This window comes from Nocardia carnea (assembly GCF_029869215.1).
Taxonomy (GTDB): Bacteria; Actinomycetota; Actinomycetes; order Mycobacteriales; family Mycobacteriaceae; genus Nocardia; species Nocardia carnea_B.
In genome coordinates this window covers 18,259-40,793 of sequence record NZ_JARWPM010000258.1, presented here as the reverse complement: position 1 = coordinate 40,793, position 22,535 = coordinate 18,259, and the positions used below count along the sequence as shown (strand labels likewise).

General features: G+C 68.4%; 23 protein-coding genes. 10 read left to right on the top strand and 13 right to left on the bottom strand.

What is annotated here, in order from left to right; translation table 11 throughout:
* Positions 1-282: 282 nt before the first annotated feature.
* Entirely contained in the window at positions 283-1,284 is a 1,002-nt protein-coding gene (locus QH276_RS18430; RefSeq protein ID WP_280402564.1) for an XdhC family protein, read from the top strand.
* 106 nt (positions 1,285-1,390) lie between these two features.
* On the top strand, positions 1,391-2,344 hold the full coding sequence (locus QH276_RS18425; protein ID WP_280402563.1) for a hexose kinase: 954 nt from the start codon (positions 1,391-1,393) through the stop codon (positions 2,342-2,344).
* A gap of 5 nt (positions 2,345-2,349) precedes the next feature.
* On the opposite strand, the gene ramB is transcribed toward QH276_RS18425, so the two are convergent.
* From ramB to QH276_RS18380, 9 genes are all read right to left on the bottom strand, one after another.
* A complete protein-coding gene (gene ramB, locus QH276_RS18420) occupies positions 2,350-3,756 on the bottom strand; it encodes an acetate metabolism transcriptional regulator RamB (RefSeq protein WP_280402562.1) in 1,407 nt (468 codons plus the stop codon).
* Between the two features lie 74 nt (positions 3,757-3,830).
* Positions 3,831-4,109, bottom strand: coding sequence for a DUF3349 domain-containing protein (locus tag QH276_RS18415; RefSeq protein WP_280402566.1), 279 nt, complete (start codon positions 4,107-4,109; stop codon positions 3,831-3,833).
* Positions 4,109-4,444 (bottom strand): DUF3349 domain-containing protein, encoded by a 336-nt coding sequence (locus tag QH276_RS18410; RefSeq protein WP_280402561.1) that lies wholly within the window; start codon positions 4,442-4,444, stop codon positions 4,109-4,111. The genes QH276_RS18415 and QH276_RS18410 overlap by 1 nt, the downstream gene beginning before the upstream one ends.
* A 1-nt stretch (position 4,445) precedes the next feature.
* Positions 4,446-4,727 carry a hypothetical protein gene (locus QH276_RS18405; RefSeq protein WP_280402560.1) on the bottom strand — a complete coding sequence of 94 codons (282 nt, stop codon included), beginning with the start codon at positions 4,725-4,727 and terminating at the stop codon, positions 4,446-4,448.
* Positions 4,727-6,064: an inorganic phosphate transporter gene (locus tag QH276_RS18400; protein ID WP_280402559.1), complete on the bottom strand. Its 1,338-nt coding sequence runs from the start codon at positions 6,062-6,064 to the stop codon at positions 4,727-4,729. The genes QH276_RS18405 and QH276_RS18400 overlap by 1 nt, the downstream gene beginning before the upstream one ends.
* A gap of 136 nt (positions 6,065-6,200) precedes the next feature.
* A complete protein-coding gene (locus tag QH276_RS18395; protein ID WP_280402558.1) occupies positions 6,201-7,418 on the bottom strand; it encodes a multidrug effflux MFS transporter in 1,218 nt (405 codons plus the stop codon).
* A 75-nt stretch (positions 7,419-7,493) separates the two neighbouring features.
* Positions 7,494-9,320, bottom strand: coding sequence for an acyl-CoA dehydrogenase (locus QH276_RS18390; RefSeq protein WP_280402557.1), 1,827 nt, complete (start codon positions 9,318-9,320; stop codon positions 7,494-7,496).
* Positions 9,321-9,479: 159 nt separating this feature from the next.
* On the bottom strand, positions 9,480-10,352 hold the full coding sequence (locus QH276_RS18385; RefSeq protein WP_280402556.1) for an NERD domain-containing protein: 873 nt from the start codon (positions 10,350-10,352) through the stop codon (positions 9,480-9,482).
* 147 nt (positions 10,353-10,499) lie between these two features.
* Positions 10,500-10,892, bottom strand: coding sequence for a VOC family protein (locus tag QH276_RS18380; protein ID WP_280402555.1), 393 nt, complete (start codon positions 10,890-10,892; stop codon positions 10,500-10,502).
* A 168-nt stretch (positions 10,893-11,060) separates the two neighbouring features.
* Here QH276_RS18380 and QH276_RS18375 point away from each other — a divergent pair, with 168 nt between their 5' ends.
* On the top strand, positions 11,061-11,903 hold the full coding sequence (locus QH276_RS18375; protein WP_280402554.1) for a patatin-like phospholipase family protein: 843 nt from the start codon (positions 11,061-11,063) through the stop codon (positions 11,901-11,903).
* A 19-nt stretch (positions 11,904-11,922) separates the two neighbouring features.
* Here the strand turns inward: QH276_RS18375 and QH276_RS18370 are convergent, their stop codons facing one another.
* Complete coding sequence (locus QH276_RS18370; protein ID WP_280402553.1) at positions 11,923-13,188, bottom strand: helix-turn-helix domain-containing protein; 1,266 nt, start codon at positions 13,186-13,188, stop codon at positions 11,923-11,925.
* Positions 13,189-13,416: 228 nt separating this feature from the next.
* Here QH276_RS18370 and QH276_RS18365 point away from each other — a divergent pair, with 228 nt between their 5' ends.
* The 4 genes from QH276_RS18365 to QH276_RS18350 all read left to right on the top strand — a co-directional run bounded on the left by QH276_RS18365 (position 13,417) and on the right by QH276_RS18350 (position 15,985).
* Positions 13,417-14,073, top strand: a complete 657-nt coding sequence (locus QH276_RS18365) for an SRPBCC family protein (RefSeq protein ID WP_280402552.1) — start codon at positions 13,417-13,419, stop codon at positions 14,071-14,073.
* Entirely contained in the window at positions 14,073-14,471 is a 399-nt protein-coding gene (locus tag QH276_RS18360; RefSeq protein ID WP_280402551.1) for an ArsR/SmtB family transcription factor, read from the top strand. The genes QH276_RS18365 and QH276_RS18360 overlap by 1 nt, the downstream gene beginning before the upstream one ends.
* A 154-nt stretch (positions 14,472-14,625) precedes the next feature.
* Positions 14,626-15,342 carry a polysaccharide deacetylase family protein gene (locus tag QH276_RS18355; RefSeq protein ID WP_280402550.1) on the top strand — a complete coding sequence of 239 codons (717 nt, stop codon included), beginning with the start codon at positions 14,626-14,628 and terminating at the stop codon, positions 15,340-15,342.
* Positions 15,343-15,439: 97 nt separating this feature from the next.
* On the top strand, positions 15,440-15,985 hold the full coding sequence (locus QH276_RS18350; protein ID WP_280402549.1) for a carboxymuconolactone decarboxylase family protein: 546 nt from the start codon (positions 15,440-15,442) through the stop codon (positions 15,983-15,985).
* An 86-nt stretch (positions 15,986-16,071) separates the two neighbouring features.
* On the opposite strand, the gene QH276_RS18345 is transcribed toward QH276_RS18350, so the two are convergent.
* Positions 16,072-17,058: an aldo/keto reductase gene (locus tag QH276_RS18345; protein ID WP_280402548.1), complete on the bottom strand. Its 987-nt coding sequence runs from the start codon at positions 17,056-17,058 to the stop codon at positions 16,072-16,074.
* Between the two features lie 69 nt (positions 17,059-17,127).
* Here QH276_RS18345 and QH276_RS18340 point away from each other — a divergent pair, with 69 nt between their 5' ends.
* On the top strand, positions 17,128-17,706 hold the full coding sequence (locus QH276_RS18340; protein WP_280402547.1) for a TetR family transcriptional regulator: 579 nt from the start codon (positions 17,128-17,130) through the stop codon (positions 17,704-17,706).
* Positions 17,707-17,800: 94 nt separating this feature from the next.
* On the opposite strand, the gene lpdA is transcribed toward QH276_RS18340, so the two are convergent.
* Complete coding sequence (gene lpdA / locus QH276_RS18335) at positions 17,801-19,204, bottom strand: dihydrolipoyl dehydrogenase (protein WP_280402546.1); 1,404 nt, start codon at positions 19,202-19,204, stop codon at positions 17,801-17,803.
* A 113-nt stretch (positions 19,205-19,317) separates the two neighbouring features.
* Here lpdA and QH276_RS18330 point away from each other — a divergent pair, with 113 nt between their 5' ends.
* Positions 19,318-20,418, top strand: coding sequence for an AraC family transcriptional regulator (locus tag QH276_RS18330; RefSeq protein WP_280402545.1), 1,101 nt, complete (start codon positions 19,318-19,320; stop codon positions 20,416-20,418).
* 312 nt (positions 20,419-20,730) lie between these two features.
* Positions 20,731-21,867, top strand: coding sequence for an NADP-dependent oxidoreductase (locus QH276_RS18325; protein WP_280402544.1), 1,137 nt, complete (start codon positions 20,731-20,733; stop codon positions 21,865-21,867).
* Here QH276_RS18325 and QH276_RS18320 read toward each other — a convergent pair.
* Positions 21,795-22,481 (bottom strand): ZIP family metal transporter, encoded by a 687-nt coding sequence (locus QH276_RS18320; RefSeq protein WP_280402543.1) that lies wholly within the window; start codon positions 22,479-22,481, stop codon positions 21,795-21,797. The genes QH276_RS18325 and QH276_RS18320 overlap by 73 nt on opposite strands.
* Positions 22,482-22,535: the final 54 nt, after the last annotated feature.

The window sequence follows — 22,535 nt, the reverse complement described above, 5'->3', positions numbered from 1 at the left end:
CGGGGGCCCCGGGGCGCGCGGCCGCGCGCGGGGGGGCCGGGGGCCGGCGGCCCCCCCGCCCCCCCCCCCCCCCCGCGGCCCCACCAGGGGGGCCCCACCCCCCGCGCCGCCGAAGGCGGCGCAAATATACACAGCATTCATGTGCGCGCCCGACAAGATTTTCGCAGCCGTGCCAAATTCTCACTGAACAACGCTAGGGTGTCCGTCACGTGCGCGGTCATCGGTGACGGGTGCCGATGGTGAGCGCCTGCCCTCCGTCGCACGGTGGGATCGGAGCTGTTGATGCGCGACATCGTCGACGACCTGCTGCAGGTGTGGCGTTCCGGCCGGACCGGCGGGCTGGCCACCATCGTGCGCACCGGTGGTCAGGTGGATATCCCGGTGGGTACGGCGATCCTCGTGGACCCGGACGGGATGATCTACGGATCCATGGCGTCCACCGGTATCGAGGACACCGTGTACGAGGCGACCGTGCAGTCGGCACGGACCGGTCAGCGCGCATTACACCGCCTCACCGTGCCCGGTGCCGAATCGGCCGGCGAGGGCGGGATCATCGATGTGTTCACCGAACCGTTCTCCCGCGGCCATTTCCCGGAATTCCCGACCATCGCCACCGAAATAGCCGAGCATCGGCGGGTCACCGTTTTCACCGTCGTCTGGAATCCGGAGCCCGGAATGATCGGGCAGCATCTGATCACCGATAAACGGCACGCCACCGAACTGGTCTCGCTGCCGCAGTCCGATATTTTCGTGGCGTCGTTCGCGCCGCCGCCGCTGCTGGTGATCTTCGGCGCGAATACGACCACCGCCGCGTTGTCGGCGCAGGCCCAGCTGCTCGGCTACCGGGTGGCCATCTGTGATCCCCGGCCCGCTTTCGCCGTCCCCGAATCGTTTCCCGGCGCGGAGGTCGTCTGCGATTGGCCGCACCGGTATCTGAACGTGCTGGTCGGCGAGGGCGAGGTGGATTCGACCACCGGTATCGTGCTGGCCACCCACGACCCGCAGTTCGAGATCCCGCTGCTCACGGTGGCGCTGCGACTACCCGAGGTGGGTTATATCGGGGCGGTGGGCTCGGCTGTCGGCTGCGCCCGCCGTATCGACGATCTGCGCGCCAGCGGATTCGACGAGGCCTCGCTGGCGCGGCTGCACGCACCCGCGGGTATGGATATCGGTGCCGCGACCGCCACCGAAACCGCGCTCGCGGTCGCGGCGGAAATGGTGGCGGCCCGCAACGGCCGGCTCGGGCGGATCACCGTCGCCTTTCCCGCGGAGGCGGCGATCTGAATACGGCACACCCCCAGCGGGCCCGGCCCGGCCCGCAACGGAAATCGCCCCCGCACGCCGCCGGCCCGGATTTGCGGTGTGCCGACTCTCGTGGACAGTGGTTCTCGTGATCCTCACCGTAACAATGAATCCCGCCTACGATGTGACCTACCGGGTCGAGAATTTCGCCCGCGGCCGGACGCATCGGGTGCGCTCGGTGGAGCAGCGCCTGGGCGGTAAGGGCATCAATGTGGCCCGCGTACTCAACCAGCTGGGCCGCTACGCCCGGGCGACGGGATTCGCCGATCACGCCTTCGCCGCCGCCGCGGAAGCGGAGTTGCCGGTGGATTTCGTCCACGCGCTGCCGTGGGTCCGGCGCACCGTCGTGATCAGCGAATCGGATACCGGCACCGCGACCGCCTTGCGCGAACCCGGTGCGCGAGTGGCGAATCCGCATGCCTCCGAACAGCTCGAGGTGCGGGTTTCGGGGAACCTGGCGCATATCTCGGGGCTGGTGATCGCCGGCTCGCTCCCCGACGGTATCGATCCCGGCCTACCCGCCCGGATCGCCCAGTCCGCGCTCGAGGCGGGTGTGCCCACGGTCTGCGACCTGGACGGACCCGCACTCCGGATGGCCTCGCGGGTGCCGGGAGTGGTGTTGCTGCCGGGAATCACCGAATTCGAATCGCTCACCAAATCCAGTGCCGATACGCCGGCCGCGCTGCTGGCCACGGCCCGGCCGCTGGTCGATCGCGGGGTCGGGGCGGTGATCGTCACCCGAGGGTCGCTGGGCATGGTGGCCGTGACACCCGACGGCGCATGGAACGCCTACCTTCCCGAACCGCTCACCGGAAACCCCACGGGCGCGGGCGATCCCGTTTCCGCGGCCGTGATCAACGCGTTGTCGCGTACGGATTCCCCGGATTGGCCGGAGATCCTGACGGACGCGGTCGCGACCTCGGCCGCCTCGGTGGTCATCCCGATCGCGGGCGAGATCGACCGGCGGCTGCGCGGCCATCTCGCACCGACCGTAGTGGTCGAGGAATTGGATACGCCCGTATCGAATTCCGAATCGGCCTGAACCGCCTATTTCAGGACGTACGGCGAGACCGAACTGCGGTGTTCGCTGATATCGAGGGTTTTACCCAGCGGCGGGAAGGCACGCTGCGGGCAATTGGCCCGATCGCAGACCCGGCAGCCCGCGCCGATCGGTGTGGCGTTGACTTCCCGCAGGTCGATCCCGTCCGCGTACACCACCCGCGGGGCATGCCGGATCTCGCAACCCAATCCGATGGCGAAGGTTTTACTGGGCTGGCCGTAACGGGTCGCGCGGCGTTCGACGGTGCGGGCCACCCACAGGTATTTGCGGCCGTCCGGCATCTGCGCGATCTGCGTCATGATCTTGCCGGGGTAGGCGAAGGTCTCGTACACATTCCACAGCGGGCAGGTGCCACCGCTGGATGAGAAATGAAAACCGGTGGCGGACTGCCGTTTCGACATATTCCCGGCGCGATCCACCCGGACGAACGAGAACGGGACCCCGCGCAGTTCGGGACGCTGCAGGGTGGACAGCCGATGGCAGATCGTCTCGTAACTCTGCGCGAAGAACGCCGAGAGCCGTTCGATGTCGTAGCGAAAATCCTCGGCGACCTCGTGGAAATAGGTATAGGGCAGTACCGTCGCCGCCGCGAAATAGTTCGCCAGGCCCAGCAGCGCCAGCCGGCGCGCGTCCGGACCGGAGAAATTCCCTTCGTCGACGAGCTTCTCCAACAGCGGTCCGCATTCGAAATAGGCCAGTTCCGCCGCCAGTTTGAACAGCCGCTGCCCACCGGAGAGGTGTGGGGCGATTTCGAGGACCCGGTGTTCCGGGTCGTAGCGGTGCAGGACGCCTTCGCCCAGGTCGATCCGTTCCATGATCCGCACCCCGTGGCTGCGCAGCACCTTGGGGATTTCGCTGTGCGCGTCACCGCCGTGGAAGCGGATGCGGTTGGCCAGTTCCTCGGCGGCGGTATCGAGCGGGTGAATATAGTTCTGCCGCTGATAGAAGTAGTCCCGCACTTCTTCGTGCGGTTTGCTGATGGTGGCACTGCCCGCGCCGTCGGCGAATCGGTCCTCGGTCGCGGCGGCCAGTTGGGCACTGGTGTTGCGGTAGCGGTTGTGCATATTGACCAGGGCGCGGGCCATGCTCGGATGGGCGGACACCATTTCCGCGATCTCCCGGGCGTCGGCCTCGATACCGAGCTCCTGGTCCATCACCACTTCCTGGAGTTCGGCGATGAGCCGGGTATCGTCCTGCGGCGAGAAGAAGGTCGCCTCGACGCCGAACACCTCGCTGATCCGCAGCAGCACCGGTACGGTGAGCGGCCGGACATCGTGTTCGATCTGGTTGAGGTAGCTCGCCGATATCTCCAGTTGCTGAGCCAGCGCCACCTGGCTGAGCCCGCGTTCGGTCCGCAGTTGCCGGAGCCGGGCGCCGACATATGTCTTGGCCATATGTCCAGCTTAGAACTTATTCGCAAGCTGCCATAACGGGGTTAGCAAACAATGTCGAGGGCGGGCGGCCGGGGTCAGTCCGGCCAGTGTGGCGGGTCCAGCCGGGAGAGCACCCGCCCGACGTCGGTTTCGGACGGCAATTCATCGGTGACCTTCGTGATCATCACCCGGATATCGGTGCGGTCCACGGGATGCCCCGGCGAATCGAGCACCGCCGTCGCGATCTGCTCGACCTCTTCGTCGGTGAGCCGCCGCCGCAGCAGTGCGACCAGCGGAATGTAGTCCGACTCCGGCACACCGTCGGGGTATCCGCGGCGCAGCCAGTCGATCACGGCGGACAGCATGCGCGGCATCACGACAGGTCCCCGGGCAGCGGTGCCAGCGGCCAGCCCCCGGCGGCCAGATGCGAGGCGACCCGCGCGATATCCTCGCGGCCGGCCTTTTCCCTGGCCACCCGTTTCACTGCCGCCTCGATCTCGGCATGGGTGATCTCGGCCCGGTCGACACGATCACGCAACACCTCCTCGGCCACCAGCACGACCTCGGTCTCGGTCAGGTCCCGGTGCAGGACCGCGAACAGCGCCACGTAGTCGGTCCGGGGCACACCCTGCGGATAGCCCGCCCGTAGCCAGGCGATCACTCGCGCGAGCAGCCCCGCTCGCTGCGGCGGCATCCGGTCGGCGGCCATGTCAGGACTCCCCGAAGAGGTGGATACCGGCCCGGTCGGCGAGGAAACCCTTGGCGACGAACAGCACCCCGGTGACGACGACGGTGAGCACGATCAGCAGGCAGGCCACGGCACCGGCCAGCGCGACCGGATTGCGCCGGACGGTGCCGTCCGGGCCGGTCACCTCGGCCGCCGACCACCACCGCACTCCCAGCGCGAAGAGCATGGGCACCCCGGCGCCCAGGATCAGCGCGGCGAGCAGTACATCCCACAGGGCCCGCAGATGGGTCAGCAGTGTGGACATCAGGAGTCCTCCTCGGCAGTGGGCCGGGCTTTCGCCGGCGAGCCGGCAACGGGCTGTTGCGGCGAGCCGGCAACGGCTCGTTGCGACGGGTCCGCAACGGGCCGGTGCGGCGTGCCCGCGATGGGCTGTTGTGTCGAGGCGCCCGTCGGATCCTGCGGCACGCCGGGCGGCGACCCTGATGCGTCCGCCGCGATGCCCGCCGCGGGCGGCTCCGGATCGTTGACATTATGGCTGGACACCTTGTCGCGCAGCGACCGTCGGTAGATCAGCCCGGCCAGCACCACCAGCAGCGCGAAAACGATCAGGATCCCGGCGAGTCCGCCGATGAAGTACGCCAGCGCCCAGCAGACGGCGCCCACGATTCCCGCGGCCGGCAGGGTCAGCAGCCAGGCGACCGCCATCCGGCCCATCACCCCCCAGCGGACCTCCGCACCACGGCCGACCCCGGTGCCGAGGATCGCGCCGGTGACGGTCTGGGTGGTCGACAGTGGCAGCCCGAAATGCGCGGACGTCAGGATGATGGCCGCCGAGGCCGATTCGGCCGAGAACCCCTGCGGGGATTCGATCTCGACCAAACCCTTGCCCAGCGTCCGGATGATCCGCCAGCCGCCCAGGTAGGTCCCGGCGGCGATGGCCAGCGCGCAGGCGGCCATCACCCAGAACGGCATCGGGTCGTCCGGCGTGATCTCGCCGTACGCGACCAGTGCCAGAAAGATCACGCCCATGGTTTTCTGGGCGTCGTTGGTGCCGTGCGACAACGAGACCAGGGAGGCGGACCCGATCTGCCCCCAGCGGAAACCGGTGGTCACCTTGTCTTCTTCGGAAGAGCGGGTGATCCGGTACACCGACCAGGTCCCGATGGTCGTCACCACCCCGGCGATCATCGGTGCCAGCACCGCGGGTAGCACGATCTTGTAGAGCACGCCGCCTTGTTCGCCGCCCCAGATCACCCCGCTCCAGCCGAGCGCGGCCATGGTGGCGCCGATGAGTCCGCCGAAGAGCGCGTGGGAGGAACTGGACGGCAACCCGAACAGCCACGTCAGCAGGTTCCAGAGGATGCCGCCGACGAGCCCCGCGTAGACGATGACGAGCAGGTCGTGCCCGGAGACCTCGTCGAGCCGGATGATTCCCTCGGCCACGGTGGCGGCCACGGCGACCGACAGGAACGCGCCGACCAGGTTGAGCGAAGCGGAAAGACCCACGGCGACCTTGGGACGTAACGCCCCCGTGGCGATGGAGGTGGCCATGGCGTTGGCGGTGTCGTGGAAGCCGTTGGTGAAGTCGAAAGCCAGCGCGGTGACAATGACGACCAGCAGAATCAGCAGCTCAACTGTCACACCTGGCATTGTGCACGGCGCCCCGCACCGCATCGGGGACCGATACGGCAGCGTTGCCGAAGTGTTCCGCCGAACCCCTGGTACCGCCGGTGCGGGTAGCCGGATCGTGATGACTCACCACACCCGGGAGCCCCGATCACACGTCGGCGAGCCGGTGTTCGGGAACCGGGCCGGCCGTACGCGCGATCAGCCGGGCGAGCGTACCGAGGGCGACGGCCACCACGATCGATACGGCCATCGGGATTCCGGTACCCGGACCGCCGAGCCCGACGATCGGCGAAACGAGGGCACCCAGCGCGAATTGCAGCGCCCCCATCAGCGCCGAGGCGCTCCCCGCGGTGCGCCGGGCCCGGCCGATCGCCAGTGCGCTCGCGGTTCCCATCACCATCGGCGCGGAGATCACGGTGAGGAAGAGCACCGGCAGCACCGCCGCCGCGGGAGCGCCGGCCGCCAGCAGTGCCAAGAGGACGAGTCCGCCCGCCAGGGTGACGGTCTGCCCGGTCCGCAGAATCGGCTCAGGCCCGAACCTGCCCACGAGCCGGGAACTGACCGTCCCCACGGCCACCATCCCGGCGGCATTGACCGCGAAGACCAGCGTGTACATCCGGTTCGACATACCCAGCACATTCTCGACCACGAACGGCGAGGCCGAGATATACGACATCAGCGCGGCGAACCCGAAGGCGAACGCGAAGATGTACCCGAGGTACCCGCGATCGGCCGTCAGCCGCCCGATCGCGCGCAGCGTGCCGGCGAATCCGGCCGCCTGCCGATGCTCCGGCGGCAGCGATTCCGGGACCACCAGCACCGCGCCCAGGAACATCAGCGCGAAGATCACGCTCAGCGCCCAGAACTCGGCCTGCCAGCCGTAGGACACCAGAACGCCGCCGAGCAGCGGCGCGATCACCGGAGCGATCCCGCCGATCGCGGAGAACAGGGTGAACAGTTTCGCGGTGGCCGGGCCCTCGGTCCGGTCGGCGCCCACCGCACGCCCGATCACCAGGCCGGCGGACGCCGAGAGTCCCTGGACGAATCGCATCGCGATCAGCAACCAGATACTCGGGGCCAGCGCGCAGATCACCGTCACGACGACGGTGATCGCGGTGGCCAGGACGAGCGGTCTACGCCGGCCGTAGCGGTCCGACAGCGGGCCGATGAACAACTGCCCCACGGCCAGCCCGATCAGGAACGTGGTGAGCGTGAGCTGCACACTCGCCGCGTTGGTGCCCAGATCGCCGGCCAGATCGGTGAAGGCCGGCAGGTACATGTCGACGGCGAACGGCGCCGCGGCCGACAGCAGCGCCAGCACCACCAGCAGCAGTCCGGACACCCCGGGTCGGGCCGGGATCGGCATAGCGGCACACCTCCTCCAGATAGTTACTTATGGAAACATAAGTTACCTGGGTGGGTGTCACCGCCCGCACCGGCGTCAGAAAGCCTCCTCCGGCAGCGACATGATGTCGGTATCGAGCGATTCGATAACGGCTCTGGTCGACGCCAGGGTGGGCAGGACGTTCTTCGCGAAGAAACTCGCCACCCCGACCTTGCCCGTATAGAACGGCCGATCACGGTCCGCCGCGTCACCGGCCAGCGCGGCAGCGGCCACTTCCGCCTGCCGCAGCAGCAGCCAGCCGATCAGCAGATCACCGACGGCGAGCAGGAAGCGCACCGACCCCAGGCCCACCTTGTACAACTCCCGCGGCTCGGACTGGGCCGCCATCGCGTACCCGGTGAGCGCCGCCGCCATACCCTGCACATCACCGAGGGCGGTCCGCAGCAACGCCCGTTCGGCTTCCAGCCGGCCGCTGGGGGCATCGAGGAATTCGCTGATCTCGGTGAAGAGCCGCCCCGCCGCGACCCCCTCGTCCCGGAGGATCTTGCGGAAGAAGAAGTCCTGGGCCTGGATGGCGGTGGTGCCCTCGTACAGGGAGTCGATCTTGGCGTCGCGGATGTACTGCTCGATCGGGTAGTCCTGCAGATATCCGGAGCCGCCCAGGGTCTGCAGCGATTCGGTCAGGTACTGGTAGGCCCGTTCGGAACCCACACCCTTCACGATCGGCAGCAGGAAATCGTCCATCCGGTGTGCGGTCTCGGCGTCCGCACCCGTCACCAGTTCCGCGACGTCGGCATCCTGGTGCACGGCGGTGTACAGGTACACCGCGCGCAGCCCTTCGGCGTAGGCCTTCTGGGTGGCCAGGCTGCGGCGCACATCGGGATGGTGGGTGATGGTGACCCGCGGCGCTGCCTTGTCCGACATCTGGGTCAGGTCGGCACCCTGCACGCGCTGTTTCGCGTATTCGAGCGCGTTGAGGTAGCCGGTGGACAGAGTGCCACTGGACTTTACGCCCACCGTCATCCGCGCGTTCTCGATCACCTTGAACATCTGGGCGATCCCGTTGTGGGTATCACCGACCAGCCAGCCGATCGCGGGCTTGTCGCCGCCGAAGGTGAGTTCACAGGTCGGCGAGGATTTGAGGCCCATCTTGTGCTCGACATTGGTGACGTACACGCCGTTGCGCTCGCCGAGTTCCAACGTTTGCGGATCGAAGAGGTATTTCGGCACGTAGAACAGCGACAGCCCCTTGGTGCCGGGCCCCGCGCCCTCGGGCCGGGCGAGGACGAGATGGAAGACATTCTCGGCGGTTTCGCCCACATCGGCGCCGGAGATGAACCGCTTCACACCCTCGATATGCCAGGTTCCGTCGGGCTGTTCGATCGCCTTGGCCCGGCCGGCACCGACATCGGAGCCCGCGTCCGGCTCGGTGAGCACCATGGTGCCCTGCCAGTGCCGTTCGAAGCCCGCCGCCGCCCAGTGCTTCTGCTGCTCGTTACCGATCCCGTACAGCACCTGCGCCATCGCCGCACCCATATCGAAGAACACCGCCGCCGGGTTGGCACTGATGATCATCTCGCTCACCGCCCAGATGAGCGCGGCGGGCGCGGGCATACCGCCCATTTCCTCGGGTTTACCGAGCCGGTTCCAGCCCGCCTCACGGATGGCCATGATCGATCGGGTGAGCGGTTCACCGACGGCGATCGAATGCGTTTCCGGCCGGAATTCCACCGGCTCCCGGTCGGCCGCGGCAAAGGATTCCGCGACCGGGCCCTCCGCCAGCCGTTTCACCTCGGCCAGGATCTCGCGCGCGGTATCGGTATCGAGATCGCCGTAGGCGCCGGTGTCCAGAATTTTGCCGAGTTCGAACACCTCGAACAGGTTGAATTCGATATCACGCAGATTCGCCCGATAGTGGCCCACGGCCGCCCTCCTGGTCGATTCCCCGGCGGCCGGTCCGACCGCTGGTAACAGGCTTTTGGACATCGTACGAACGCAGCCTGCCGGACCGCGCGGCGGCTACGCAACCGTAGCCTGCGCACTCGCCACAGACCCCGTCGCACGCGACCCCGGGCCCCGGAATCAGCAGCCGGATTGCAGCGGCCAGCACTCCACGGCACCGGCGGAGGTCGGGGCGACGGTCGGCTCGATACTGCTGGTCGGCGCGGCCGGCTCGGCAGCGGGGCCGTCGGACAGCAGCGAACCGGCGATCGCGGCCAGCACCATGAGCATGCCGAGCACCGCGACCGACAGCACCGCCCAGCCGATGACATCGTGGGTGCGCCGGGTGTCCGGGCGACGCATGGCCTGCCATACCCGCGGCCGCTTCGGTGGTTCCGGCAGTTTGTCCTCGAACCCGGCGGCGATCAGCTCGCTCCGTTCGGGCGCCCAGCCGGTGAGTGCGCGGGTTGCGGCACAGACCCGTCCCAGCGTCCAGCGCGGCGGGCCCGGCGCGAAATTCTCCAGGAAGATACGCAGTTCGGTGGGCTCGGCGGTATTACCCACCACCACATCCAGGCCGGGTCGCAGGGTTTCGCGCGCGGGGCGCAGCACCGCGCCCCGCCGCGGGATCAGCGCGACCGCACCGCACAACTGGCCGGGGTCGTAGGAGGCGCGTTCGAAGGTGAGCTGCACCTCCCGTACCGCGCTTTCCAGCCGGCGCACCGGATCGGCGCCCAGGTCCAGTTCCAGATCGGCGACGGCGTCGCCGACCCGCCAGGGCCGCTCCAGGGAAACCGTCAGGATTCCGCTCTGCATACTGCGGAAGCCGATGACCTCGGTGACGAGTACGCCCTGCGGCGTCCAGATCACCGCGCCGATCCGCCGGGTCCCGCGCTGGGTGGCTATGCGCAGGTCCACGATAGCCAGCCCGGTCGAGGGCAGCTGCCGCAGGCATTCCACGAATTCCCGCTCGGTGGCGGACAGTTCCGCCCGATCGTCGACCTTCACCAGCATCGTGCTCTACCTCTGCCGTGTGTCGTTGCGCCCGCTGCCACTGTTCACCCCCGGAGTCGATCATCACCCACCGGCTCCTTTCGTACCATCCATATGGTCTGCGGCTCAGGTGAATCGGATTTCGGCGCGCGCATCCGGCAGCGGCGGTTACCCCGGCGGCTGCTCGACCCACTGCACGAGTTGATAGACGATGCCGTTGGGATCGGTTGTCTGGAAGTAACGTTCGCCCCATTCCTCGGTCTCGATCGGCGTGACGATCGGCGCGCCGGCCGCTTGCAGACGCGCGTATTCGGCATCGATATCGGTCACCACGAAGACGACCAGCAAACCCGTACCGGCCGCACCGGCGATCCGCGCGGGCTTGAAGGTGGGCAACCCGGTGCGCAGGTAGATGAGGTTCATCCCGGCATCGGGGTGCGCGAGGGATACGAAACCTTCGGCCGACATCTGCTCGGTGAAACCGAAGTGGGTGGATACGAAATCGGCCGAGGCAGCGGGGTCGGCGACATTCAGCGAGATGGCGGATTCGGTAGTACGCAACAGGCCTCCACGATCGGCTCCAACAACTTCGTACACCATACGTAGTTTCACCGGCGTAGCGCACCGTGATCTGCTTCACATTTTCGGCGGCGGGTGCGGCCCCTGCCCACGACCCCGGCCGAAGCGACAAACCGAGCGCCCCAGCCGCCTGTTGGCTAGCCTGCTGCCATGCCCGACGCCGTGCCGCACCGAGACACCACGATCGCTCTCGTCCTGGGAGGTGGTGGTCCCGTCGGAATAGCCTGGCTCGCGGGCCTGGCCCAGGGCTTACGGACCGCCGGTATCGACCTGGCCCGCGCCGACCGCATCATCGGCACGTCCGCCGGCGCCGTGGTGGGTACCGCGATCGCGGCCGGGTCCGACCTGTCCACCCTGCTCACTCCGCGTCCCACCGCGGCCGTGGCGCCGGCGCACGATTTCGGCCCGCTCCTGGAGATCGCCGCGTTGCTGCGCGCCGTCGACCAGGACCGCGCACTGGTGCTGCAACGGGTGGGCGAACTCGCTCTCGGCGCGAAAACCGGCGACCCGGCCACCCACCTCGAACGAATCGGTGCCCTGGTGGATTTCGCCGACTGGCCCGACCACGACCTGGTGGTCACCTCCATCGATATCGGTTCCGGCGCGCTGACCGCCTGGACCCGGGACGATCCGGCCACTCTCGTGCAGGCGCTGGCCGCCAGCACCTCGGTGCCGGGCGTGTTCCCGCCGATCGAAATCGGTGGCCGGCACTACATCGACGGCGGTGTGCGCTCGACCATCAACGCCGATCTCGCCGCCGGTTACGACGCGGTGGTGATCCTGGAACCGCTCGCGCACGTCTATCCCCGCACCCGGGCGGACCGCGAACTGTCCGCCGCGCGGCAGGTTTCGATCACCCCGGACGAAGCCGCCGTCGCCGCCTTCGGTCCCGACCTCTTCGCCGGGGCCGCACTCGGCCCCTCCTACGAATCGGGTCTGCGGCAGGCGGATGCGGCCGCCGGTGAACTGCGGGAGTTCTGGCCGGCGGGATAACCGGTTCGCCCCACCGGCCTCAGCGGGTCCGCGGACCGCGCGCGGCACGCAATCCGCCGCGCGGCGCCCCCGGCCGGCCGGCGGGTAGCGGCATATAGGGCAACTCGACCCCGATGCGCTGCGCGAATTCTTCGAGACCGAACGTGCCCTGGTCGATACTGAGGAGGTCCGCGGTGGTCGAACGCACCACCCGCTGCCGGTACAGGTATTCCGGCGCAAGGGTTTCGGCCTCGAGCAGGAGGGCCAGCGCACGGGAGGGGTTGCGGCGCTGCGCCCAGGCGCGGGCGGTATCCACGAGCAGCCGGGCACGATGGAAATCCGTGAGGCTCACCGGGTCGACCTTGGCCGCCAGCCGGATCGCGGTCCCGGCGTCCCCGAGTTCGACCGCGACGGCGACCTCGTGCAGTACTACGGCGCGCGGCCCGAACTCGACGCGATATTCCTCGCGATCCGCGCCGAGTGCGCTCGCCGCTTTACGGGCCCGCCCGAGCATCTCCAGTGCCCGTTCGGCGTCTTCGGTACGCGCGGCGATGATCGCCGACTGCAGGGTCAGCGCGCCGTAGACGATCAAGGCCCGCGGTTCGGGCTGATCCAGTAGCGCCTCCAGTGCCGCCCGCGCGCTGTCGGCGGCCTGCCGGGCGAGATCGAGTTGTTGCGCGCGCTGGAAAACGATCGTCCGCCGGAACACACACGCCGACAGAAGAACCGGGTCGGCACAGCGCTGCGCCGCGCCCGCGGCGCGCTCGCCGGCCGCCCAGGCGGCATCGAATTGGTCGAGCTCCGCCAGGGCGACCGACCACACCTGATAGATATCGGCCAGTAGCGCGGCGGCCCGCGCGGAACCCGCGGCGGCCCAGGCCAGTTCGGGCAGCACCGCGCGCAGCAGGGCATGCAGATCGGCGTAGCGGGCCTGCCGGGTACAGGTCCACGCGGACTCGGCCTGTTCGGCAAGCCGGTCCAGGTCCGGTTCGGGACGCGTATCGGTCACGGCAGCGGTCAGGGCGTGGTCGGTGGCCAGCAGCAGGCGCAGGGCACGCGCGTCGGCGGGGATCGGTTCGGCCTGCGCCGCGGGCGCGCTCGGCGCCAGCTCGGCGACCGGAATTTCGAGAACCTCCGCGATCCGCTCCAGCACATCGAGTGCCTTCACCGGACGGACCCCGCGTTCGACCTGCGATACCCACGCCTCGGAACGTTTGATCAACGGTGCGAAATCACGTTGGGACAATCCTTTGCGGGCGCGGTAATACGCAATCTTCCGCCCGATCCCGGATTCGTGATCTGTCATCTGTGGGACGCGCCTTTCGCCGCGACCGGATGCACCTCCGGCCCTCGGCCGATAGTAGAACCACAACCCCGCACTCGCACCGGTCGGCGGTATTCGGTTACGGAACCGAAAAGCGGTCGCGGCCGCGCGATGGGCAATGGAAGCCGCGGCAGCCTGATCCGATCGGCCCGGTAGCGCACGCGCTCCGGCCGGTCTAATATAAGTTTACACTTATCATAGGAGGTAGACATGACTTTGCCCAGTGATCCCACCGCCCTCGCGGGACTGGTGTCGCGGCAGGTTCGCACCGGCGAACGCCAGGGGATGCCGACCAAGATCGCTATTGCCGAGCGCACCTACGCCACCGATCCGGATGATCTGTGGAACGCGCTCACCGATGCCGGGCGGATACCGCGCTGGTTCCTGCCGATCAGCGGGGAACTGTCCGTCGGCGGCCGGTATCAGCTCGAAGGAAATGCGGGCGGTGTCGTCGAGGAATGCGAACCGCCGAAACGATTCGCCGTCACCTGGGAAATGGGCCCGATGATTTCCTGGCTCGAAGTCCGGCTCGATCCGGCGGCCGAGGGCACCACCCTGGAATTGGTGCACGAGGCACCGGTGGACCCGGATATGTGGAAGCAATTCGGTCCGGGCGCGGTGGGGGTCGGCTGGGATCTCGGGCTCATGGGCTTGGGCCTGCACCTGGACAGCGGCGCGGCGGTCGACCCGGCGGCCGCCCTGGAATTCCCGACCACCCCGGAAGGCATGATGTTCGTGCGCGCCGCGGCCACCGGCTGGGCGGAAGCGGCGATCGCCGACGGCGACGATCCGGCTCTCGCCCGCCCGGCAGCCGAGGCAACCCTCGCGTTCTACACCGTCATCCCCGAGGAGGGCACACAGTCCTGATGTCGCCCACCGCTCCGGCGAAAGTATTCGAGGCACTCGCCGATCCCGTCCGCCGCACCATCCTGCGCCTGGTCGCCGCCGGCGAACAGCCGGCCGGCGCCCTGGTGGCCGGGGTGCGGGCGCAGACGCCGATCTCCCAGCCCGCGGTCTCCCAGCATCTCAAGGTGCTGCGCGAGGCCGGGCTGGTGCGGGTGCGGTCGGTGGGGGTCCAGCGGATCTACACCCTCGACCCGGACGGTATCGGCATCGCCCGGGAATGGCTGACCGCGCTGCTGGATCCGATGGCGCAGTTCGCCCAGCCGCTGGACGCACTCGCCACCGAGGTCGCGCGCGGGAAACGCGAGCGGCGGCAGCGCCCGGATGGCCGGGAGACAACCCGCGACACCCGGCCCGCTTGAACCGCCCGGACCGGCGGGCGGCGCACCGCCGGCATGCCGGTCGAATCGCCGATTGATGTGGCCGGTCGCAGAACGGCCCCCAGGTAAGGCGACCGGCCACTTCACCTGGGGCGGCAGGGCGCGCCGGTTCCGATAGTCCTGGTATACAGCTGGGATGCGGCGGTGGATGGTCGGTTCGGCACTCGGGCTGGTAGCGGTGCTCCTGGTGGTGACCGGCGGCTATTTCCTGATGAATTCCCGCACCTACCAGCTCGCGGGCCGGTTGGTGGATCGAGTGGAAACCGGTGAGAAGGTCGTGGCGCTGACGCTGGACGACGGTCCGAGCGACCGCGCCGGCGAAGTCCTCGAGCTGCTCGCCGCCGCGGACATACCCGCGACCTTCTACCTCAACGGCCGTGATCTCGCCGCCCGCCCCGAACTCGGCCGCGCGATCGCCGAAGCCGGCCACGAGATCGGTAACCACACCTACAACCATCGCCGCATGGTGCTGGTCTCGCCCGCGACGGTGGCCGACGAGGTGGAACGCACCGATGCCGAGATCCGCCGCACCGGCTACCGGGGTGAGATCACCTTCCGGCCGCCGTACGGCAAGAAACTGTGGACCCTGCCGCACTATCTGGCCGACCACGACCGGACGACGATCACCTGGGATGTGGAACCGGAAGCGGGGAATACCTCGGCCGATGCGATCGTCGCCGCCACGGTCGAGCAGGTCCGGCCGGGATCGATCATCCTGTTGCACACCATGTTCGGCGGCGGGGCGGCCTCCCGCGAAGCCATCGGGCCCCTCGTCGCGACACTGCGCGCCGAGGGTTACCGCTTCGTCACGGTGTCCGAGCTGATCGGCCACGGCGAGACCGCACGGTCTTGATCGCGGCGAACGGAGCGCGCGGCGGGTAGGTTCGCAGACAGCCGTGCGCTCCCGAGGCCGCGGCAGCACAAGGTTTCCACCCGAGAGGGGCAGATTGATGGTTTCGGCGTCGCAACCCCGGATCGCCCCCGGCCGCCTGCGCGAGCTGGGACCGGTCAACTGGGCGGCCTGGCAGGTCCTCTCCCGCGCCTCCGGCACCGCGGACGCCCAGCTGTTCAGCACACTCGGCCGCACGGGCCGGTTGTTCCGCGGCTGGCTGCATTTCTCCGGCATGCTCATGCCCGCCGGCCGGTTACGCCGCCACGACAGCGAACTGGTGATCCTGCGTGTCGCCCACCTGCGTGACTGCGCCTACGAAACCGATCACCACATCCGCCTGGGCCGCCGCGCCGGGGTGACCCCGGAAATCCTGGACCGGATCCGCCGAGGCGCGGGCGCCGACGGCTGGACCGATAAATACCGCGCCCTGCTGACCGCGGTGGACCAACTGGTGCAGACCCGCGATATCGACGACGACACCTGGAACCATCTGGCCACCTACTACGACGACAAACGCCTGATCGAAATCGTCCTTCTGGTCAACCAATACGAGGGTTTGGCCGCCACCATCCACACCCTCCGCATCCGCCGCGACGAATTCTGACGGCTGCCGTTCCCGGCAACCCGGTCGGGTACGCAGCCGGGGCATAGACCTCCTGCGGAAGTCACGGTCACCGATGACCGGTTCGATCAATTCAGCGGCGCCGAGATTTCCGCCAGCCGAGTCAGCTCCGGCTCGGTGAGGCGCAAGTCCATTACGGCGCCGAGTTCGGTGGCCTGGTGAGGTTTGGAGGCGCCCGGGATGGCGACCACGGTGTCGCCGTAGTAGGTGATCAACCAGGCCAGTGCGATCTGCGCCGGTGTGACGCCGTACGCGGCGGCCAGTTTCCGGAGTTCGTCGATCAGTGGTGCGGTGCGGGCCATGGTGCGCTGGTTGAATCGGCCCAACGCCCTGCGGATGGGACGGACATCGCCCAGCAGATCCGGCGATTCGTGGAATTTGCCGGTGAGCAGCCCGGATTTCAGGGGTGAATAGGCGATCAGGGTGATCCCGAGCCGGCGGGCGGTTTCCAGTACTCCGTTGTCCTCGATCTTGCGGTGCAGCAAGCTGATCTGCACCTGATTGGCGACCAGCCGCAACCCCTGTTCCCGCAGAATCCCGTCGGCGCGTTCCATCTGGCGGGCGGAGAAATTGCTGACGCCGATATGCGCGATCTTGCCCGCTTGCTGGAGCCGAGCCATCGCCTCGACCTGCCGGGCCTGCGAGGAGAAACTGCCGAACGGCTGGTGTATTTGGTGCAATGTGATCGGGAAGCCCTGTAGAGCCGAAATTCTCGCGTCGATGGTGGCGGCGATATTCCCTGCGGTGCGGCCCAGCGGAGTCCATTTGGTGGCGATCGAGATTTCGGAGGGGCCGGTTCCGCTCGCCCGCAGCGCCGTGGTCAGCGCGCGTTCGGAATGTCCACCGCCGTACATCTCGGCCGTATCGAACCAGTTGATACCGCTGTCCAGCGCGGATTTCACCACGCTGCCGATCGTTGTGCCATCCAGTTCCGGGTAGAACTGGGCCCCCAGGCCGGGCCCCGCGAATTGCATACACCCCAGCCCGATCGGCGTGACCTCGATATTTGTGGATCCCAGAACTCGTTTCGTAGGCATGATCTTCTCCCATCTCATGGTGAGACATTAATGTCTCATGACGAGATTCCGCTGTCAACGAATGGGACCGAACTATATGCTCGGGCCATGACCGAACGTCCCGCTCTCCGCGATCACATCGAAGCCGCGATCCTCACCGCGGCCGCCGACGTGCTGGCCGTACGGGGCACCGCGAGCATGGCCGAAATCGCCGCGGCCGCCGGAATCGGCCGCGCGACCCTCTACCGCTACTTCCCCAATCGGGAAGCCCTGTTGAGCGGACTCACCGCGGCGGCAGCACGGGACCTGATCGCTCGTATCACCGACGCCGATCTCGACTCGGTCCCGGTACCCACCGCGCTCGCCCGCCTGACCCGCGGTTTCCTGACCGCCGGTAGCAAGTACGCCGCCCTGCTACAACCGGAAACGCAGCTTCCCGAGAAGGACGCCGACCTGAAACAGCGCCTGGGTGATCCGGTCCGCGGCGTTCTGGCCCGCGGCGCCGGCTCCGGCGCGCTGCGCACCGACCTGAGCGTCGACACGCTGTTCGAAATGTTCACCGGGCTACTGGAAAAAGCGCTGCTCATGGTGTTGCGCGGCGAGTCCGGAGTGGAGCAGGCCAGCGCCGCGGTACTCGCGATCTTTCTCGACGGCGCGCGTACATCCGGGAATCGCGACGCCCCCTAGCAGGATTCCTACCGGTCTCCCGGCCCTGGAACGTAAAAACCCGGCGCGGAAGTACCGCGCCGGGTCCCGCCGGGCCGAACCGCGGCGAAAACGATCAGAAGTTGATCATATGACCGGCCAGGCCGTGGATCGCCTCCTGCAACGCCTCGCTCAGCGTCGGGTGCGTATGCACATTGCGGGCCAGTTCGTTCACCGTGAGATCCCACTTCTGCGCCAGAGTGAGTTCCGGCAGCAGTTCGGAGACATCCGGGCCGATCAGATGCCCGCCGATGAGCTCCCCGTACTTGTTGTCCGAGATCAGCTTCACGAATCCGGTGGCATCGCCGAGGCCGTGCGCCTTGCCGTTGGCGGTGAACGGGAAGGTCGCGACCTTCACGTCGTAGCCCTCGTCGCGCGCCTGCTGTTCGGTGAGCCCGAAGCTGGCGACCTGCGGCTGGCAGAAGGTGGCCCGCGGCATCATCCGGTAATCGCCCAGCGTGAGGGTTTCCGCACCGCCGATGGTCTCGGCCGCGACCACACCCTGCGCCTCCGCGACATGCGCGAGCTGCAGTTTCGCGGTCACGTCACCGATGGCGTAGATATGCGGCACATTGGTGCGCATGTTGTCGTCGATGGCGATGGCACCGCGCTCGGTGAGTGCGACCCCGGTGTTCTCCAGCCCGTAGCCCTCGACGCGGGGCGCGAACCCGACGGCCTGCAGCACCTTGTCGACCGTGACCGTTTCCACGGAGCCGGACTTGTTGTCCTTGATCGCCACGGTGACCTTGGACCCGTCGTCGTCGATCGACTGCACGGCGGCGCCGGTGGTGATGGTGATCCCCAGCTTCTTGTACGCCTTGGTGATCTCCTTGGACACATCGGCGTCCTCGTTGGGCAGCGCGCGGTCCAGGAATTCCACGATCCGCACGTCCACGCCGTAGTTGCGCAGGACGTAGCCGAACTCCATCCCGATGGCGCCGGCGCCGACGATCAGGATCGAACCGGGCAGGTCGCGGGTGAGGATCTGCTCCTCGTAGGTGACCACATTCTTGCTCAGCGAGGTACCCGGCAGCAGTTTGGTGGTGGTGCCGGTGGCGATGATGACGTTGTCGAAGGTGATCGACTCCGTGCCGCCCTTGCTGAGTTCGACCGAAATGGTGTTGGGGTCGGTGAACGATCCCTTGCCGTCGTACTCGGTGATCTTGTTCTTCTTCATCAGGAAGTGGACACCCTTGACCCGGCCGTCCGCGACCTTACGGCTCCGGTCGAACGCCGCCCCGAAATCGAACGACGCCTCCCCGGAGATACCGAAGGTTTTCGCTTCCTTGGTGAAGATATGGGCCAGCTCCGCATTGCGCAGCAGCGCCTTGGACGGGATGCAGCCCACGTTCAGGCATACGCCACCCCAGTATTTCTGCTCGACGATCGCTGTTCGCAGGCCGAGTTGAGCGGCGCGGATCGCGGCGACGTAACCGCCGGGACCAGCACCGAGAACGACGACATCGTAGTGGGAAGTCACGGTGTCGAGCCTAACTCTCGCCGCCTGCCGCGGCCCACCCCACCCGTCCCCACTGGTGAGCCGGATCACCGGCACCGTCGCGGCACCGCGGGCGACTAACGTTGGTATCCGTGGTGACCGCTCGACCTCCCGGCCTCGGCCCGACCGGTGCCCACCGCCCGGACCGCCCGTCACCGGCCGCGGCCGGCCGAAACGATCCGGCGCCCGCCTTCCTCGATCCACTTGCCGGGACCGCCTCCACCCAGTTGATCCGCCTCGTCCGGGACGCCGCGGTGCGGGCGGGCGCCGGCCCCGACCGGATCGGCGCGATCCACGGCGCGGACGAGCGCGAATCGCGCGGCGAACTCGACCGCGTACCGCTGCGGTCACTGGTCGAACTGTGGGAACTGCTCGCGGGCGCCGGACCGGGCGCGGGGCTCGCGGTGGCCGCGGATGCGCCCCTCGGCAGGCTCAGCACCTGGGATTATCTCGTGACGACCGGGACCACGCTGGCTGCCGCGCTCACCGCCGCGCAGCCGTATCACCGGCTGGTCACCGCGGCCACCGAGGGATTCGATCTGCGGTACGACGACGAGCTGACCATCGGCTACCGCACCACCGCCGACGATCCAGCGGTCACCTCGGTGATCAACGAGTACGTCTTGGCCTACTACTTGCGGCGGGCCCGGGAGGGCCTCGGGCGACCGGTCGCGCCGGCGCGAGTCACGTTCAGCCATCCCGCTCCCCGCGACCACCGTGCGCTGACCGAAGGGTTCGGCACCCACCGGATCGACTTCGACGCGCCCGCCGACACCATCACATTCGCCGCGGCCGATGCGGCGGCTCCGCTGCAACGGGCCGACCCCGCGCTCGCCGAACTGCTGCGCGGTCACGCCGACCTGGTCCTCGCCTCGGCCCGTCCGATCCCCGGACCCCTGGAGGATTTCCGCACCGCGCTGGCCGCCGCGATCGATACCGGCGACCCCACCCTGGCCACCGTCGCCGCCCGGCTGGCGCTGAGCCCGCGCAGCCTGCAACGGCGCCTCGCCGAACACGACACCACCTGGCGGCACGAACTCGACCTCCTCCGCTATCGGCGCGCCGAAGCGCTGCTGTCCGCCGGCGCCACGACAGCCACGGTGGCGGCCCGGCTCGGCTTCACCGATGACCGCGCCCTGCGCAAAGCCTTTCGCCGCTGGAACGGGTCGCCGCCGAGTGCCCTGCGCACCCGCTGATCGGCTCGCCCCGGGCCGCGCCGATCAGCACACCGCCTCGTCGGGCGCAGCAACGCCGGCAGTCGAGCCTTGTCCCGCAGGCCCACGAGCGGCACTCACAAGGCCGAGGTGGCGCGCGGTTTCCGACCGTGTACCCGGTGGCCGCAGCCGGATCGGTCCGCACCACCGGCGAGCGCGGTGCAGGCGCACAGGACCCGAGTTGGCGCGTACGGACCGGTAGGCGGCACGCGCGGACCTGGGACGCGGCCGGGGACCGCCATAGCGTCGTGGGTATCCGGACGAACCGTCCACGAAACGAGATAAGGCGCAACCATGCAGGCAGATCCACAGAGCCGAGCCACCCGCGAGTTCGCCGGCGAGCAGGCACATCCGGCGCTCCCCGCCACGACGCGCGAGATCCATTTGGCCGCACGGCCGGCGGGCGCGGCGACAGCGGCCGACTTCTCCCTGGTCACAACCTCGATTCCAGAACTCGCCGACGGCCAGATCCTGGTTCACAACACCTGGATGTCGGTCGACCCGTACATGCGCGGGCGGATGGACGACAAACCTTCCTACATCCCCCCGTTCCAGCTGGGGCAGGCGCTGGAAGGCTCGGCCGTGGGCGAAGTGATCGCCTCCTGCTCCGCCGATATCCCGGTCGGGGCGACCGTCACCCATTTCGCCGGCTGGCGCGAGCATGCGGTGCTCGACGCCGCGCAGGCCACACCGATCGATCCAGTTCTGGCCGCCGCGCACCACTACCTCGGCGCACTCGGCACCACCGGGCTCACCGCCTACGCCGCTCTCACCGATGTGGCGCCGGTCCGGCCGGGTGACACCGTGTTCATCTCGGCGGCGGCGGGCGCGGTCGGCAGTGTCGCGGGGCAGCTGGCGCGCGTGCTCGGGGCGGGCCGGGTGATCGGCTCGGCGGGCGGTCCGGCGAAAACCGAACTGCTGACGGGCGAATTCGGCTTCGATGCGGCGATCGACTATCGGGCCGGCAACCTGCCCGGGCAGCTCGCACAGGCCGCACCCGACGGTATCGACGTCTACCTCGACAGTGTCGGCGGCGAGCAGCTGCGGGCCGCGGTGGCGGCGATGCGCCCTCGTGGGCGCATCGCCCTGGTCGGCGCCATCAGCGGCTACGACGGCGAGACCGCCCAGCCGGGCCCGGATCTGTACCTGGCCGCCACCAAGGAGATCACCCTGCGCGGCATGCTCGTCAACAGCTACTTCCCGCTTTTCGGCGAGTACATCGCGAAGGCGGCCGGCTGGCTCGCCGACGGAACACTGCGGACGCGGGAGACGGTCTACCACGGGCTCGAACAGGCGCCGGCCGCCTTTCTCGGTGTTCTCACCGGAGCCAACTCGGGCAAGATGCTGGTCCGGCTGGATCAGCCGAGCAGGAAGGCGACCAGGAAACCCGCCGCGGTCGCGATACCCACCCACCAGCCGCCCTCGCGGTAGGCCTCCGGCATGAGCGAATCGGCGAGGACCGCGACGGTGGCGCCACCGGCGAAGGCTTGTACGCCACTGATCGCGGTCGCGTCGATATGCTCGGAGAGCACCTGCCCGCCCACGGTGACCGCGACGAGCACCGAGCCCGTCAATACCCACAGACCGAAAGCCCGGCCGCCGGCAACATCCTTTTCGCGGTGCAGTAGCGCGGAGCCGCCGATCGCCTCCGGGACATTGCCGGCCGCGATGGCCACCAGCAGCACCAGGCCGCCCCCGGAACTCAGCGTGACCCCCAGCGCCGTGTTCTCCGGGACCCCGTCGAGGACGGTACCCAGCATGAGAGCCCAGCCGACGGCGGCACCGCCGCCGCGTCGTTCGAGGAATCGGTTGGCCACCACGTAGACGATGGCTCCGAGGAACAGTGCGGCACCGGCGGTGAAAGCCCCGGCCTGGACGAAAGCCGGTTCGAACAACTCGTTGGAAACCGCGGCGATCATGGTGCCCGCACCGAAGGCCATCAACGAGGCGAGCAATGGCCGAGGCAATGTGTAACGCAAACCGATAGCGGCACCGATCACCAATGGAATGGCCGTACCGAGTCCATACAGCAGTGCGGTTCCCATACGGTGAACACTATGTGTTGCCGCGTAATTGCCTCGACCCCGCGCGGCCGAAAG